The following is a 14,058-nucleotide window of genomic DNA, read 5'->3' as shown; positions in this document are numbered from 1 at the left end:
ATGATGGGTATGCATCACCTGTGACGTGCGGCGTACGCCGCGAAGTGATCGGCCCAGCGGCGGGTGACAACCTCGGCGGGCTCGAGCCACTGGGTTGGCTGGGCGGGCAGTGGTAAGCCAACCGACTCCAGGAAGCACTCGACCGGGATCATCGAACGGGTTCGCGACGGCAGCCGGCTGAGCTCGTCTCGTAGTCGCTCCAGGCGGTCGCGGTCGCCGACGATCAGTGCCGTGCAGGATTCGGCAAGTCCGTAGCGGTACCCGATATCGCCCATCGACGCCTCGTCCAGGGTTCGTAGCCGGTCGATGGCCAGCACGATGTCCGTCGGGGCCGAGCGCCCCAGCAGGACCGTGGTCAGCAGCGCCGAGCGGGTCGCTACCAGGTGGCCGGACAGGTCGGCCTGCTCGGCGAAGTCGCGCAACTCGTCGACGCTCACATCGCCGCGGAAGAACGCCCGCCGCATCAGCAGTGTGCCGACCTCTTCCAGATACTCCCGCTGGCGGCCGGCGCCGCGAAGCTTTGCCATCTTGTCGGGGACCTCGGCGAAGTAGCGCTCCGGCCGACCATGGGCGTACTCCGCCAGCCTCGTGATGAAGCTCTGCACCGGGAGCCCCTGCGCGGCCTGGTCGGCGTCTGTGAAACGCCGCGCCAGGCTCAGGACCTGTGGACGCTGCCCCAGGTGCAGTGGCGCGGGCTTACGTGCGACCAGCTCGTCGAAGACGGCGAGCGCCTCGTCCCAACGCTGGCGCAGCCGCAGGGTGTAGCCCAGATGCCGGCCCGCGGCGGTCCAGAGCGGGTGATCAGAGTCGAAGATCTCGCGGAGCAGACCGAGCCGCTCGTCCACGGGCGTCTCGATGGACTTGGCCGCGATGAAGTTCAGGACCAGGCGACCGTACTCGGTGCGGCTCGCCGCCGGCACCCGGGACCGCAGGCCCTGCACCGAAGGACTGAACACGATCGCACGTGACAACCAGTCCGCGTAGTTCTCGCTCGGAGCTGGCTCCAGCGTCGTGCTCTGCTCGCACACCAGCACGACGGCGACACCGATCAGGTCCAGGACCTCGCGATTGTCCTCACGATCCTTGGCATCGTCATGCAGACGTCGGACTGCCGCGGCGGCCCGGACGGCAGCCAGCTCCCAGTCGCGCTCGGCCCAGCCGCCGGAGATCTGGTGGTCGGACCGGCGGATCGCCTCCCGGACGGCGTCGTGTATCCGGTACGGGAAGCGGTCGCCGTGGTGGTGGTCGATCATCGGACGCCGAACGGCCCGCTCGGCGCACCCGTGGTCGACGTCCGCCGCGGCCGCCATCAGATGCGTGTCGAAGACCCGGAACAGGCACGCGGCCCGGATGGCCCGTTGCTCGTCGGCCGGAACGTCGTCGAGGATGCGCATCACCAGCGAACCGAGGGAACCCGTGACGTCCTGGGTCTTCACCTGGCGTCCGACCCCGGCATCCTTGATCGAGATGGCGACCTGCCGGGCCAGTTCCAGATACTGCGGCAGCCCCGCCGACGATCGGACCAGGTCCTCGACAACCTCGTCGCTCATCGGCAGGTCGAGTTGGGTCCGTCCGCGCAGGATCAGCGCCCGGGTGTCCGACGGGGAGAGGTTGCCCACGAGATGCTGCCGGGGATTGTCCGGGGCACCCGGCACGAGCCCTGGCCAGGTCCACCACCCGCGGTGCGGAAGGTCGACGCGGCTGTCGTCGTACCAGTCCAGCAGATCGCGCCCGGTCAGTACGAACAACACGTTCGGCATGCAGTGGATCAGCCGGTTGAGGTGTCCCTCCGAGACCCGTCGCGGGTCCAGGGCGAGCCGCTCGGTCGTGTCGACGAACACCGCCACCATTGGCGACGGAACGATCTGGGCCAGCTCCCACGACAGAGCCGCGGCGAGCTCGCAGGCCAGGGCCGGTCGAGGCTCGGTGGGGCTCGGCTCGTCGGCGCAACGGAGCAGGAAATCCTCGAAGCCCGCGAACCCGTCGACGGCGAGCCGCAGATCACGTCGGCGCCGGAGTTCGCCGACCACCTTCCGGACACCACGCACCCCGAGCGAGGCGGCCGTGCCACCGGCAAGGTCCGCCAGCGAGCCGAGGTCCTTGAGCACCTCGCCCACCGTCTCCGCCACCGAGTTCTCCAGCTCGTCCCGCCCCCGGAAGCGTGGCAGCGGCTCACCGGGACGTAGGGCCGACCAGTAGGCCGTGAACGCCAGGTCGAAGACCGGCCAACGGCGACGGATGCCGGCCGCACCGGCCCGCAACGCGAGCAGTGCGGCCGGAAGGTCCATGCGACCGGCAGAGCCGTGCAGGTCGATGCGGGCCGTCGTGTCAACGTTGGTGGCCGGAGGCGGCCCCCAGCCGTTGACGAGCGGAAGGTCGTGACGGACCCAGGCCTCCAACCGTTCGGAGAGAGCGGTCTTGCCGATGCCACCCAGGCCGTAGAAGGTCAGCACGTTGTGGCGGGCGACCCCGACCTCGTCGTCACTGTCGAGCAGCTGGCGAAAACGGGTAACTGTCGACTTGAACGCCTGGGACTCGGTCTCCCGGTCGGTGAACAGCTCGCCGGCATGCGGTGGGCCGTCGCGGTGCTCGCCGCTGCCCGGGGGAGAAACCTTCATCAGCCGCCACATCCAGGTCGTCAACTTCACTGTGGACCGAGATCCCCTAGTCTCCGGGCGCGAGCGCGGCCCGGGTCCAGGTGTCCATGATCCGACGGAGAACAGGACCGGTCGGTGGAAGCCGTTGTGGCGGCGACCTCGGGGTTACCGCTGCCAGGTGTCGATGACGCGTACGCCGTCGCGGACGACCCGGTCCAGGATGGCGGGGTTGCCGCTGGTGCCCTCCCACCCCTGGTCGTCGAAGACCGTCACCGCGCTGTCGACACGGGCCACCGCGATCTGGCTGGACGCGGTCTCGCCGGTGCGTTCGCCGTTCAGGCTCGTCTCGGGCCAGGTCCGGGTCAGCAGCAACGCCTCGTCGCCGACCCCGGGCAGTGCCTGACTCTTGACGGTGACGCGGTTTCCGGACTGGTCGTACGAGGGGCACGCCTGCACGGCCGTGCGGAGACGGCTCAGGTAACCCGAGGCGCCGTCGCCGCCGAAGGTGAAGATGGTCTGGTGGATCATCCCCTGCGGCACGTTGCTGGAGGGCTCGCCGGCCTTCTGGTAGGTGACGGTCATCGCGGCGCTCGCGGTTACCTGCCGGCCGCCGGTACCGAACTCGTTGCCGCACAGCTTCGGCAGGGCCTCCTCGACGGGCGTCGTCCGTCGCGGAGACTTCCGCAGCTCGGCGGGCAACTCGACGAAGGCGGAGGTCGGGATGGTCACCGGGGTGCTCGCGCTCGGCGATGGTGGGTCTGTCGGGGGTGCTGACGCCGACGCGGTGGCCGGTGCGGTGGTCGCCGGGGCCGAGCCGGGCGGATCCTCGGTGGTGGTGCAGGCAGCAGCCAGTGCGACGGTGCCGAGCAGCGCGAGCGCGCGTCGCGTACGGGCCATCGGCAGTGGTGTGTATCGGCTCATCATCACCCCTCGTCTGTCCCGAGGCAGTTCCCTGCCCGGTGTCGACCGAAACGACCACCGACCTGGCCGCGCTGCGGCAGCGCGTCGGCGAGCTGCGCGCTACCCGGCTGCTGTACGTCGTCGCCCTACCGCAGCGGCAGCACTTCGCGATGGTGTTCGCCGTCGCTGAGGCGGCCGGCTGGCTCTGCCCGCCGGCCCGGGTCGAGCACCTCGGCTTCGGGTCCATCCTCGGCACCGACGGGCGGATGCTGCGCAGCCGGGCCGGTGAAGCTGGTCGGGCTGTTGGAGGAGGCGGTCGCCCGTGCCACCGACCTGGCCCGGAGCAGGAACCCGGATCTGGACGTCGGGACCGCCGACGAGATCGGCCGCACGGTGGGCATCGGTGCCATCAGGTACGCCGACCTGTCCGTCGACCGGACCAAGGACTACGTCCTGGACTGGGAGCGGATGTTGGCGCTGGCTGGCAACACCGCGCCCTGCCTCCAGTACGCGTACGCCCGGATCCGGTCCGTGCTGCGGCGGGCCGGAACCGCCGTGCGGCCGGACGCGCCCATCGTGGTGGCGCAGCCGGCGGAGCGGGCGCTCGCGGTCGAGCTGCTCGGCTTCGCCGGGGTGGTCGGCGAGTTGGAGGGGAGTCTCGAGTTCATCAGCTCGCCGGTTACCTGCACCGACTCGCGACCGCGTTCAACGCGTTCTACGAGCGCTGCCCGGTGTTGCGTGCCACGGATGAGCTGCGGGAGAGCCGCCTGCTGCTGGCCGAGTTGACCGCCCGGACCCTGCGGCAGGGGCTGCACCTGCTCGGCATCCGCACGCTGGAGCGGATGTGACGGGCCGGCCCTCCGGCCCGGTCAGCGGGCCCTCTTCGTCGCCCGCTTCCGGGGCGGCGTCAACAGGTCGGCGATCTGCGCGATCGCGGCGGGCACCAGGCGGTAGTACGCCCAGACCCCGCGCTTGTCGCGTTCGAGTAGGCCGGCCTCGGTGAGGATCCGAAGGTGATGACTCACCGTCGGCTGGGAGAGGTTGAGCGCCGCGGTGAGGTCACTCACTGACGCCTCACCTTCCGGCGCGGACTGGATCAGGCTGAGCAACCGGAGTCGCGCCGGATCGGCGAAGGCCTTCAGCACCCCCGCTAGCCGCTCGGCATCGGCCCGCTTGATGGGATCGCCGGTGAGCGGCGAGATCGCAGGCATGGCAGTTTTCGCAGTTCCCACGCCTGCCATAGTGACACCAACACCATCAATAAACCGGCAGATCCGGCACCAGCCCTCCGATGGCGTCCGGATGGCGCATCGGAACCACCGAACGTGAGTCGAACGTCGACGTCCGTGGCGGCACACGGGCCGTGTGGAGCTTCGGGAAGCTCCACACGGCCCTGGGCGTCAGCGGCGGGGTTTGGGTGCGATGCGGGGCAGGACGTACGGCGGCCCTGCGAAGATCAGGTCGGACTTCAACTCCTGGTACGCCCGCTTGGGCTGGTAGTTCTCGTCGTAGATGGTGGCCAGGCCCTCCGGCGGGTCGTCGAACCAGCCCGGCACCCACGAATGTTTGTCACTGAAACCCCAGACGGTGTACGACAGGCAGCTCCGCACGGCGAGGCACGCCTTCATCAGCACGCTGAAGTTCGCGGCCGACGCCTGTAGCCGGGGGTTGATCTCCTCCGAGTTGCCGGCCTGGACGCCCTCCGTCAGCTGGCTGCGGACGTCGACCTCGGTGAACGCGGTAGCGACGCCGAGCCCGCTGAACTTCTTCAGCGCGGCGGTCACCTGGAGGGTGTCGAAGTTGCCGTACTGGGTGCCCAGGTGGCCCTGGGAGCCGACACCGTCGATCGGGACGCCCTGGGCGCGCAGGCTCTTGGTCATGTCGTACACGAACTGGGTCTTGTCGTCCGCCGGGTTGCCCGAGCCGAACGCCTCGATGTTGTAGTCGTTGTAGAACAGCAGGGCCTTGGGGTCGGCGGCCCGCGCCCAGCGGAACGCGTCGGCGATGTAGCCGGGCCCGAGGTTCTGCGCCCAGAAGCCCTTGTAGTGCAGGGTCGACGGGGTGTCCCACGGGTCGCTGACCGCTTCGTTGACCACGTCCCACTGCCAGATCTTGCCCTTGTAGCGGTTCACGACGGTGGTGATGTGGTTGCGCAGCAGCTCGCGCAACTCCTGCTTGCTGATGGAGCCGTCGGCGACGCCGCTGGTCAACCAGGCGGGCAGCTGGTTGTGCCAGACCAGCACGTGACCGCGCACGCTCTGCCGGTTGCGCTTGGCGAAGTCGACGAACTGGTCGGCCGGCCCCCAGTTGTAGGCGCCGCGGGTCGGCTCCAGGCTCTCCCACTTCATCACGTTCTCGGCGGTGACCGAGGCGAACTCTGAGGAGACCAGCTTGCGGTACTGCGGGTCGCTGGCGTCGTTGAGGGCATCCATGCTGACCGCGGTGCCGACGTGCAGGCCGTGGCGCAGGCCGAGGGTGCCGAGGCTCTGCGTCGTGGGGTCGTACGGTCGACTCGCGGTCGCCGGCACCGTGTTCAGCGTGGCGATGGTCGCGACGGCGACCAGGCCGACGGTCGACCACTGTCTTAACTTCATGGGCCTTCCCTTCCAGACGATCAATAGATAGTTGTCGATCTAGGAGGTGAGGGTTCGGTGTTGACGGGCGGGGAAGCCGACTGGGTCGGGTGACGCCGGTAGTTCCGGCCGGAAACCGGAAACTTGCTCGAAACGTTAAGCCGATCTATGTCTGGGCGTCAACGCTGAAAACTTCCGGAAATTCATCACATGACCTGCCCAGCGCTGAGTGGCCAGCGGTCGAAACTTTCGGTGGCCGGCGACCGGTGCGGCGCCATGTTCGTGCGGTGGGCCATCGCGGCGCACGCCACCAGGCATCGTCGACCCGGTGGTCGACGATGCCTGGTGGCGCTACGGAAGAGTTATCAGCGCAGGCCGGCGAAGAGGTCGTCCTCGGGGGTCGGCACGCCGGTCCGGTCCCGGACCCGCAGGAAGGTTTCCACGCCCATCAGCTCGGTGAACCGCTCCTCGCCCAGTTGCAGGAAGAAGATGTTCTCCGTCTGGCTGGCGTGGGTGGCCAGCGCGCCGAACTTCTGCGCGCCGTACTTGCTGGTGTCGACCCAGGTGGTGATCTCGTCGTCGGGCAGACCGAGCTGCGGCTCCGTCGCGTCCGGCTCGGCCCACTCGACGCCGAGGTCCTTCATGATCCGGCCGAACTCCGCGAAGGCCGTCCGCGGCACCGTGGTCCAGTAGACCTTCGCCGGGACGTCCGTCTGCTCGACGGCGGCCATGGTGATCCGATGGGCCTGGATGTGGTCCGGGTGGCCGTAGAAACCGTTCTCGTCGTACGTGACGATCACGTCCGGCTGGTACCGCCGAATCAGCTCCGCGAGCCGGGCCGCCGCCTCCGACACCGGTGTCGTCCAGAACGCGCCGGGCAGGTCGTTGGTGGGCCAGCCCATCATCCCGGAGTCGGCGTAGCCGAGCGTCTCCAGGTGGGTGACGTTCAGCGTGGCGCAGCTGGCCTCCAGCTCGGCCTGGCGCATCGCCACCACGGCGGCCGGGTCGTGCCCCTCCTCGCCCGGCTTGACCCCACCCGGGCCGTCCCCACATCGCCCGTCGGTGCAGGTAACCAGCACTGTGGTGACCCCCTCGGCGGCATAGCGGGCAAGGACGCCGCCGGTGCTCGTCGCCTCGTCGTCGGGGTGGGCGTGCACCGCCATCAGGGTCAGAGGTCGCTCAGCCATGCCATCACCCTACGGTCACCCGGCTACTCGCCCACGACCTCCACCGGGAACGTCCGCGGGAGCGGGCATCCTACCCAGTTCGGCATCCGTCGAGCGGTCCTTGTGTGAACGGCGCTCAGACTCTGGGCAGGTCGCTAGATTCGGGCACATCCGAGCAGGTCCGGACGCGGGGAGAAGTCGATGGCAAGGGCCACTGGCGGGTTCACTGACCTGCGGCAGGTCGACGCCGGAGTCCTGAACGTCGGATACGTGGACGCCGGGCCGCCCGACGGAGACGCGGTGATCCTCCTACACGGGTGGCCCTACGACATTCACAGCTTCGCCGAGGTCGTACCGCTGCTCACCGCCGCCGGTCAGCGGGTCGTCGTCCCGTACCTGCGGGGCTACGGTACGACCCGGTTCCTGTCCGACGACACGATGCGAAACGGTGAACCGGCGGCCATGGGGCTCGACCTCATCGCCCTGATGGACGCCCTGAACATCGACACCGCCAAGCTCGCCGGGTTCGACTGGGGCGCACGGACCGCCGATGTCGTCGCCGCGCTGTGGCCCGAACGCTGCCGGGGTCTGGTCTCGGTGAGCGGCTACCTGATCGACGGGCAGAAGTCGGGCACGGTCCCGTTGCCGCCGAAGGCGGAGTTCGCGTGGTGGTACCAGTACTACTTCGCCACCGAGCGCGGTCGGGAAGGGTACGACAAGAACCGGCGCGACTTCGCCAAGCTGATCTGGCACACCGCGTCCCCCAGGTGGACGTTCGACGACGCGACGTTCGACCGCAGCGCGGCGGCGTTCGACAACCCCGACCACGTCGACATCGTCATCCACAACTACCGCTGGCGGCTGGCCCTCGCCGACGGCGAGCCGCAGTACGAGGAGATTGAGGAGCGCCTGGCCGCGAAGCCGAAGATCACGGTGCCCAGTATCTCGCTGGAGGGCGATGCCAACGGTGCGCCCCACCTGGAGCCCACCGTCTACGGCAAGCAGTTCGCCGGCCCGTACGAGCACCGGACCGTCGGGGGCGGTGTCGGGCACAACCTGCCGCAGGAGGCGCCGCAGGCATTCGCGGACGCGGTGCTGAAGGTCTGAGTCGCTAGCCTCCCGGTCGCCGGGGTGTCGGGCGTTCCACCCGCACCGGATCGCCGCGGACCAGCTCGTCGTGGATGCGCCACCGGGCGGTGGTGACGGCACGCCGCGCCGCCTCGTCGCCCTGCTCGATGCGTCGGCGCAGCAGGTCCAGGGCGATCCGGCGGTTGAGGCTGAACTGCCGCTCCTCGTCCACCACGACCACCAGGCCCGAGGGGCGGTGCGTTGCGCGTACCGCCGTGCTGGCCTTGTTCCGGTGCTGACCACCCGGCCCGCCGGTGCGGCAGGCGACGATGTCGACGTCCGCCTCGCGAAACGTCGTCGGCGGAGCGTCGCGTTCGGGCGGCTGGGCGGTGACGTACCAGTTCTTCCGGCCCGTGCCCGACCGGTACGGGCTCGGGGCCTGCCAGCACAGCGTCCCGGTCCACGAGGCCGCGAACGCCTCGGCGTCGACGCCGGAGATCCGGATCAGGACCGACCGGTAGGTGCCGGCGCGGTCACCGGGAATCGCCTCGACCTGCTGGATCGTCAGACCTCGGCGGACGCCCTCGCCCCGCAGACGGTGCAGCAGTTGACTCAGCGCCCAGGCGCACTCCTGCGGCCCACGCCCGGCCGACATCAGCAGGAACGTGGTCACGAGCGGCCTCGCCGGCCGCGGTGGCCCCGCCGCTCCGAGCGTGCGGCGGACCCGAGGTCGGGTGTCTTGTAGGTGACCACTGGCGTCGTGCTGACCACCGGTGTGGCCAGCCGGTGCTCGACCAGGTCGGCGATCACCTGCTCGATGCGCTTGTACGCCGTGGGCGCCTCCTCGAAGAGCAGCTGCCGGTCACCGCACACCACCAGCGAACCCACCGGGGTACGGCGTAGCTCTTCGACCGTGTGCTTGGCCCGGCCCCGCCGCAGGGCGTCGGCGCGCGACATCTTGCGGCCGGCGCCGTGTGCCACCGAATGGTTGGCCTCCGGTCCGGCGTGCGCGGCCACCAGGTAGGACGCCGTTCCCCGGGTACCGGCGATCAGAACATCGCGCCCGTCACCCGGCGCCGCTCCCTTGCGGTGCAGGTAGATTCCGTCCCGGACCTCGACCAGGTTGTGGCACTGGTCGACGATCGGCGTGGTGGGCTCGGCCCCCAACGCGTGCGCCACCCGGGCGGCCAGCACCCGGCGGTTGAGCGAACCCCAGCGCACGGCGTCGTCGTGCATGCCCAGGTAGGCGGCGGGGTCGGGTGCCGCCCCGGCGCCGTGGACCTCGGTGTGCGCCCGCAGGATCCGCTCGCCCAGACCACGGGAACCGCTGTGCACGATCAGCACGAGATCGCCCGCGTCGAGCCCGAGCCGGCCTGCGTGTCGTACGTCGAAGACGGTGTCGACGCGGGCCAGCTCCACGAAGTGGTTACCGCGGCCCACCGTTCCGAGGCCGTCCAGGTGACCGGCCGGAACGTCACCGTCGACGGTGGCCCAGGCGGGGTCGTCGGCGTCGCGCACCGGGTCGAGGGCCTGGTCGAGGTCGGGGAACCGGGCGGCGAGCCGTTCCGGTACGGCCCGCTTGAGCTTGATCGGAAACACGGCGATGCCGCAGCCGATGTCGGAGCCCACCAGAAACGGGTACAGCACTGTCGACGCCATGGCCGCGCCGATGGGCGCGCCCTTGCCGGGATGCAGGTCCGGCATCGCGGCGACGTGCCGCATGCCGTCCAGGGCGGCGACCTGTTGGCACTGTGCGAGCGCGTCGGACTCGATCCAGCTCGCGGGAGACGCGAACACCGTGACGGTGGCCGGGGCGGACGGGGGCAGGGGCTCCCGAGGGAGGTGGTGCTGGGACAAGGAGGCTCATCTCTGACTGCGAACGTGAAAGCGGACGGCGTCACGGCCCCCGGGAGGCGTCACCGGTGGCGCGGAGCACTGGGTGGAGTCCGTCAGTACGTCATGGACGTCACTCTGGCCGAGGCACGCCAGGCACGACAACTGATTTTCCTTCACGACGTACGCTGCCGCGATGAGCGCACCGCGTCGCATCCTGGTCTACGGGGTGTACGGCTCCGGCAAGTCCACCCTCGCGGCGCGTTTGGCCGAACACCTCGGACTGCCCTGGTATCCGGTGGACGATCTGCTCTGGCAACCGGGCTGGGTCGAGGTGCCGGTCAACCAGCAACGCAGCCGGATCGAGGAGATCTGCCGACGGGACCGCTGGATCATCGACGGGGCGTACCACGGCTGGCGGGACGTCCCGATGGCCCGCGCCGACCTGGTCGTCGGCCTGGACTATCCACGGTGGCGTTCGTTCGGGCGGTTGCTCCGCCGCACCGTCCGCCGGGTGGTCACCGGCGAGGTGATCTGCAACGGCAACCGTGAGTCGCTGAGCAGTGTGCTGTCCCCGGACTCGATCCTCGTGTGGCACGTCACCGCGTTCGGCCGGGCCCGACGGCGGATGCGGGCCTGGCAGGCCGACCCGTCCGCGCCGCCAGTGGTGTTACTGCGCTCCCCGGCGGAGCTGGACGTCTGGATGGCCGGGTTGCCCCGCCGGGGAGGGCCGTGCGGACCTACGTGGTGCGCCTCGGCGAAACCCGGCCACGGATCCTGCTTCTACCTCTCGCACGAGCGCGAGGACGACGCCATGCGCGAGCTGGGGGCTCGTCCGTGGCGAACGCGTCGTCGACCCGCTCCCGGTGAGGAGCGGGCCGACGACGTGACGTGGCCCGGCCGGGGATCACACCCGGCCGGGTCTCCGATCAGGACTCCAGGCGTCGACGCCGGGCCAGGAAGAATGCGACCGCGCCCAGCACGACCAGCACACTTCCGACGCCGGTCATGGCCGGGACCGCACCGCCGCCGGTGACCGGCAGGATGGGCTGCTTGCTGCCGTCAGGTTGACCGGGTGCACCGGGGCTGCCGGGTGCACCGGGGCTGCCCGGTGCACCGGGTGCTCCGGGAGGTCCGGACGGACCAGGCGCGCCGGGGCTACCGGGTGCTCCGGGGGCTCCGGGGCTCCCGGGTGCGCCAGGCGCTCCCGGGCTACCAGGCGCTCCCGGGCTACCAGGCGCTCCCGGGCTACCAGGCGCTCCCGGGCTACCAGGCGCTCCCGGGCTACCAGGCGCTCCCGGGCTACCAGGCGCTCCCGGGCTACCGGGCGCTCCTGGGCTACCGGGCGGACCGGACGGGCCGGGCGGACCGGTGGGCCCGGGTGGGCCGGTCGGTCCGGGCGGGCCCGTCGGCCCGGCGCAGTTCGGCGCGGTGATGACGTTGGTGTCGAGGGTGACGGCGGCGGTACGCGCCAGCGCTCGGCCCTGGAGGGTCGCGCCCGTGGCCATCGTGATCGCCGCCTGAGCCATGATGGTGCCCACGAACGTGGTGCCGGTGCCGATCGTCGCCGAGCTGCCGATCTTCCAGAACACGTTGCAGGCCGAGGCCCCGTTGATCAGGACGACGCTGCTGTTCGACGCCGTCGTCAGCGAGGAGTCGACCTGGAAGATGAACACGGCCGACGGGTCGCCCTGGCCGTTGAGCGTCAACGGTCCGGTCAGTTGGGCGGCTCCGATCCGGTAGACCCCTTCGTTGAGCGTGTTGCCGCCCAGCTCGGCCGGGAGGATGGTGAACGGGGTCCGGCCGGCGGCGTCGTTGAAGGCGATGGTCAAATCGCTCTGGGCCTGTAGTGCGACCGCGTCGCCGAGGTGTACCTCGCCGCCGATGGTTGCCGTTTCGAATCCGGACTGGGTGTTTCCGGGGAACCGCCCGAGGCTCTGGGCCAGGAAGCTGGGGCCGGTGTTTGTGGGCTCCGCTCCGGCCAGGACGGAGAAGTCGGCCGCCGTCCCGAGGTTGACCGGTGCTTCCTGCGCGTTTGCGGCGGTCGAGCTGAAGAGCAGCAGGCTGGCTGCCACTGTGGCGGCTGCGCCAGCCGCGAGCGACGGCAAGACAACTCGCCGTCGTAGCCAATTCTTGGGTTTAGCTGTCACAGAACACCCTCCGTGGGTACTACTCGCAGGAGACGTCCAAGCGAGCGGCGTCCTGCGTGATGCGGCCTGTATGGCGCCGATAGGCGCGCTGACCACCACATCACGTCAGGTATTCAAATGAGGGCAAATTGGGACAATAACCGAAGTGAATCTATCTGAATTGGACTGACCTTCGCGTTCTTGGTTGCCGCTTCCGCGACAGGCGGGCGGGTGCGGCCAAGCGGTCGAGCCGAACCTCGGCCTACCGCGGGCCCGTTGGGAGCGGCCTGACCGCGCGGCCGAGGACACAGGGGGAGGAGGGGCTGTTGCTGGTGGCCGGGAAACGGAACCTGCGCAGTTCCTCCACCTCGAAGCCGGCCGCGCCGATGGCGGCGACGGTGTCGCGGTTGGTGTGGCAGCCGGCGAACAGCTTCGGCCACAGTGTGGCGTCGAGGAGTCGTTGGGCGCGGTGCAGACCGGTGGCCTCCTCGGCGGCCACGTGCTCGAAGAACCGCACCTGGCCTCCGGGGCGCAGCACCCGGCTTATCTCGGCCAATGCGCTCGCCTGATCGGGCACGGTGCACAGCACCAACGCGACCACCGCCGCGTCGAACTCGCCGTCCCCGGCGGGCAGCGCCTCGGCCAGACCGTCGACGACAGTGACCGGAACCGGTGCGGCAGACGCGGCGCGCTCGGCAGCGGCACGCAGACGCCGCTCCGGTTCGACAGCGAGAACCTGGGTCACCCCCGGCGGGTAGTGGGCGAACATCCGCCCGTTGCCCGCGCCGATCTCAATCACCCGGCCGGAGAGGCCGGCGACCAGGTCCCGCCGGAACGCCGCAGTGCCGGCGCGGTCCATTGCGACGCTGAGCCGCTCGTAGACCCGAGCGAACACCGGGTGGGACACCGTGGCCACGTCGACCTCCTGATCTCCGTCGAACTGTTCTCCGGCGATTGTCCTGCATCCGTGCACGCTTTCCGTCTTACTGGTTGGCAGCACGATTCAAACCAGTGCAGACAGGACGTGGTTCGACCATGAAGATCGTCGTCATCGGAGGCAGCGGCCTCATTGGTTCCAAGCTCGTGGACCGCCTCGGTTCTCAGGGCCACGAGGCGGTGCCGGCATCGCCGAAAACCGGCGTGAACACCCTGACCGGCGAGGGTGTGGCCGATGCGCTCACCGACGCCGAGGTCGTCGTCGACGTGTCGAACTCGCCGTCGTTCGAGGACGCCGCCGTACTGGAGTTCTTCGAGACCTCGACCCGGACGCTCCTCGCCGCCGCGTCGGACGCCGGGGTGAACCACTACGTGGCGCTCTCCATCGTGGGGTGCGACCGGATCCCGGACAGCGGATACATGCGCGCGAAGGTCGCCCAGGAGAAGCTCATCGTCGCGTCCGGACTCCCGTACTCGGTGGTGCACGCCACCCAGTTCTTCGAGTTCCTCCAGGGCATCATCGACACCGCCACGGACGGCGACACCGTGCACCTCGCACCGGTACTCATTCAGCCGATGGCCGCGGACGACGTCGCGGCCGCGGTCGCCGAGGTCGCGCTCGGCGCGCCGACGAACTCCGTGGTCGAGGTGGCCGGGCCGGAGCAGTTCCGCCTCGACGAACTGGGCCGGTCCCTCCTCGCCGACCAACAGGACCCTCGTTCGGTGGTGGCCGACCCCGACGCCCGCTACTTCGGTGCCAAGCTGGGCGAACGCTCGCTCGTCCCGGCCGACGGCGCCCGCCTCGCCGGCACCGCCCTGGACGACTGGCGTGCCCGGGCGGGCCGGGGACGCTGAG

12 protein-coding genes and 2 pseudogenes are annotated in these 14,058 nt (G+C 70.0%); 5 read left to right on the top strand and 9 right to left on the bottom strand.

All coding sequences use genetic code 11. The features are described 5' to 3' along the window. Positions 1-14: 14 nt before the first annotated feature. Both MED15_RS26120 and MED15_RS26115 read right to left on the bottom strand, forming a co-directional pair. Positions 15-2,618, bottom strand: coding sequence for a hypothetical protein (locus tag MED15_RS26120; RefSeq protein WP_146758837.1), 2,604 nt, complete (start codon positions 2,616-2,618; stop codon positions 15-17). Between the two features lie 144 nt (positions 2,619-2,762). Beyond that, positions 2,763-3,518 (bottom strand): hypothetical protein, encoded by a 756-nt coding sequence (locus tag MED15_RS26115; RefSeq protein ID WP_225854994.1) that lies wholly within the window; start codon positions 3,516-3,518, stop codon positions 2,763-2,765. Positions 3,519-3,574: 56 nt separating this feature from the next. Here MED15_RS26115 and argS point away from each other — a divergent pair. Continuing rightward, a pseudogene (argS, locus tag MED15_RS26110) lies at positions 3,575-4,345 on the top strand (arginine--tRNA ligase domain-containing protein); the annotation flags it as partial. 21 nt (positions 4,346-4,366) lie between these two features. Here the strand turns inward: argS and MED15_RS26105 are convergent. The 3 genes from MED15_RS26105 to MED15_RS26095 all read right to left on the bottom strand — a co-directional run bounded on the left by MED15_RS26105 (position 4,367) and on the right by MED15_RS26095 (position 7,257). Beyond that, complete coding sequence (locus tag MED15_RS26105; RefSeq protein ID WP_112585316.1) at positions 4,367-4,708, bottom strand: ArsR/SmtB family transcription factor; 342 nt, start codon at positions 4,706-4,708, stop codon at positions 4,367-4,369. Positions 4,709-4,897: 189 nt separating this feature from the next. Then, positions 4,898-6,091, bottom strand: coding sequence for an endo-1,4-beta-xylanase (locus tag MED15_RS26100; protein ID WP_112737181.1), 1,194 nt, complete (start codon positions 6,089-6,091; stop codon positions 4,898-4,900). A 344-nt stretch (positions 6,092-6,435) separates the two neighbouring features. Next, positions 6,436-7,257: a PIG-L family deacetylase gene (locus MED15_RS26095; RefSeq protein ID WP_112585320.1), complete on the bottom strand. Its 822-nt coding sequence runs from the start codon at positions 7,255-7,257 to the stop codon at positions 6,436-6,438. A gap of 180 nt (positions 7,258-7,437) precedes the next feature. Here MED15_RS26095 and MED15_RS26090 point away from each other — a divergent pair, with 180 nt between their 5' ends. Beyond that, positions 7,438-8,343, top strand: coding sequence for an alpha/beta fold hydrolase (locus MED15_RS26090; protein ID WP_112601652.1), 906 nt, complete (start codon positions 7,438-7,440; stop codon positions 8,341-8,343). 4 nt (positions 8,344-8,347) lie between these two features. Here MED15_RS26090 and prfH read toward each other — a convergent pair whose 3' ends face one another. Further along, positions 8,348-8,977, bottom strand: a complete 630-nt coding sequence (gene prfH / locus MED15_RS26085) for a peptide chain release factor H (RefSeq protein WP_181518456.1) — start codon at positions 8,975-8,977, stop codon at positions 8,348-8,350. Beyond that, positions 8,974-10,161, bottom strand: a complete 1,188-nt coding sequence (locus MED15_RS26080) for an RNA ligase RtcB family protein (protein WP_112585325.1) — start codon at positions 10,159-10,161, stop codon at positions 8,974-8,976. Before MED15_RS26080 ends, prfH begins: the two co-directional genes overlap by 4 nt. 172 nt (positions 10,162-10,333) lie before the next feature. Between MED15_RS26080 and MED15_RS34355 the strand changes: the two genes are divergently transcribed. After that, entirely contained in the window at positions 10,334-11,173 is an 840-nt protein-coding gene (locus MED15_RS34355; RefSeq protein ID WP_244220588.1) for a P-loop NTPase family protein, read from the top strand. Between the two features lie 39 nt (positions 11,174-11,212). Further along, entirely contained in the window at positions 11,213-11,572 is a 360-nt protein-coding gene (locus tag MED15_RS34350; protein WP_244220597.1) for a hypothetical protein, read from the top strand. A gap of 55 nt (positions 11,573-11,627) precedes the next feature. On the opposite strand, the pseudogene MED15_RS34345 reads toward MED15_RS34350, so the two are convergent. After that, positions 11,628-12,212, bottom strand: a pseudogene (locus tag MED15_RS34345) (ice-binding family protein); the annotation flags it as partial. 316 nt (positions 12,213-12,528) lie between these two features. Next, entirely contained in the window at positions 12,529-13,182 is a 654-nt protein-coding gene (locus MED15_RS26065) for a class I SAM-dependent methyltransferase (RefSeq protein ID WP_225854996.1), read from the bottom strand. Between the two features lie 119 nt (positions 13,183-13,301). Here MED15_RS26065 and MED15_RS26060 point away from each other — a divergent pair, with 119 nt between their 5' ends. Then, positions 13,302-14,057, top strand: coding sequence for an SDR family oxidoreductase (locus tag MED15_RS26060; RefSeq protein ID WP_112585331.1), 756 nt, complete (start codon positions 13,302-13,304; stop codon positions 14,055-14,057). Position 14,058: the final 1 nt, after the last annotated feature.

This window comes from Micromonospora noduli (genome assembly GCF_003264475.1).
GTDB lineage: Bacteria > Actinomycetota > Actinomycetes > Mycobacteriales > Micromonosporaceae > Micromonospora > Micromonospora noduli.
Note: the sequence above shows the minus strand (reverse complement) of the source record. Positions and strands in the feature narration are given on the sequence as shown.

What these genes read in the sequence shown, in the direction of transcription:
- MED15_RS26120 (WP_146758837.1), bottom strand. Translation starts at nt 2,618, where the DNA reads ATGAAGGTTTCTCCCCCGGGCAGCGGCGAGCACCGCGACGGCCCACCG.
- MED15_RS26115 (WP_225854994.1), bottom strand. Translation starts at nt 3,518, where the DNA reads ATGAGCCGATACACACCACTGCCGATGGCCCGTACGCGACGCGCGCTC.
- MED15_RS26105 (WP_112585316.1), bottom strand. Translation starts at nt 4,708, where the DNA reads ATGCCTGCGATCTCGCCGCTCACCGGCGATCCCATCAAGCGGGCCGAT.
- MED15_RS26100 (WP_112737181.1), bottom strand. Translation starts at nt 6,091, where the DNA reads ATGAAGTTAAGACAGTGGTCGACCGTCGGCCTGGTCGCCGTCGCGACC.
- MED15_RS26095 (WP_112585320.1), bottom strand. Translation starts at nt 7,257, where the DNA reads ATGGCTGAGCGACCTCTGACCCTGATGGCGGTGCACGCCCACCCCGAC.
- MED15_RS26090 (WP_112601652.1), top strand. Translation starts at nt 7,438, where the DNA reads ATGGCAAGGGCCACTGGCGGGTTCACTGACCTGCGGCAGGTCGACGCC.
- MED15_RS34355 (WP_244220588.1), top strand. Translation starts at nt 10,334, where the DNA reads ATGAGCGCACCGCGTCGCATCCTGGTCTACGGGGTGTACGGCTCCGGC.
- MED15_RS26060 (WP_112585331.1), top strand. Translation starts at nt 13,302, where the DNA reads ATGAAGATCGTCGTCATCGGAGGCAGCGGCCTCATTGGTTCCAAGCTC.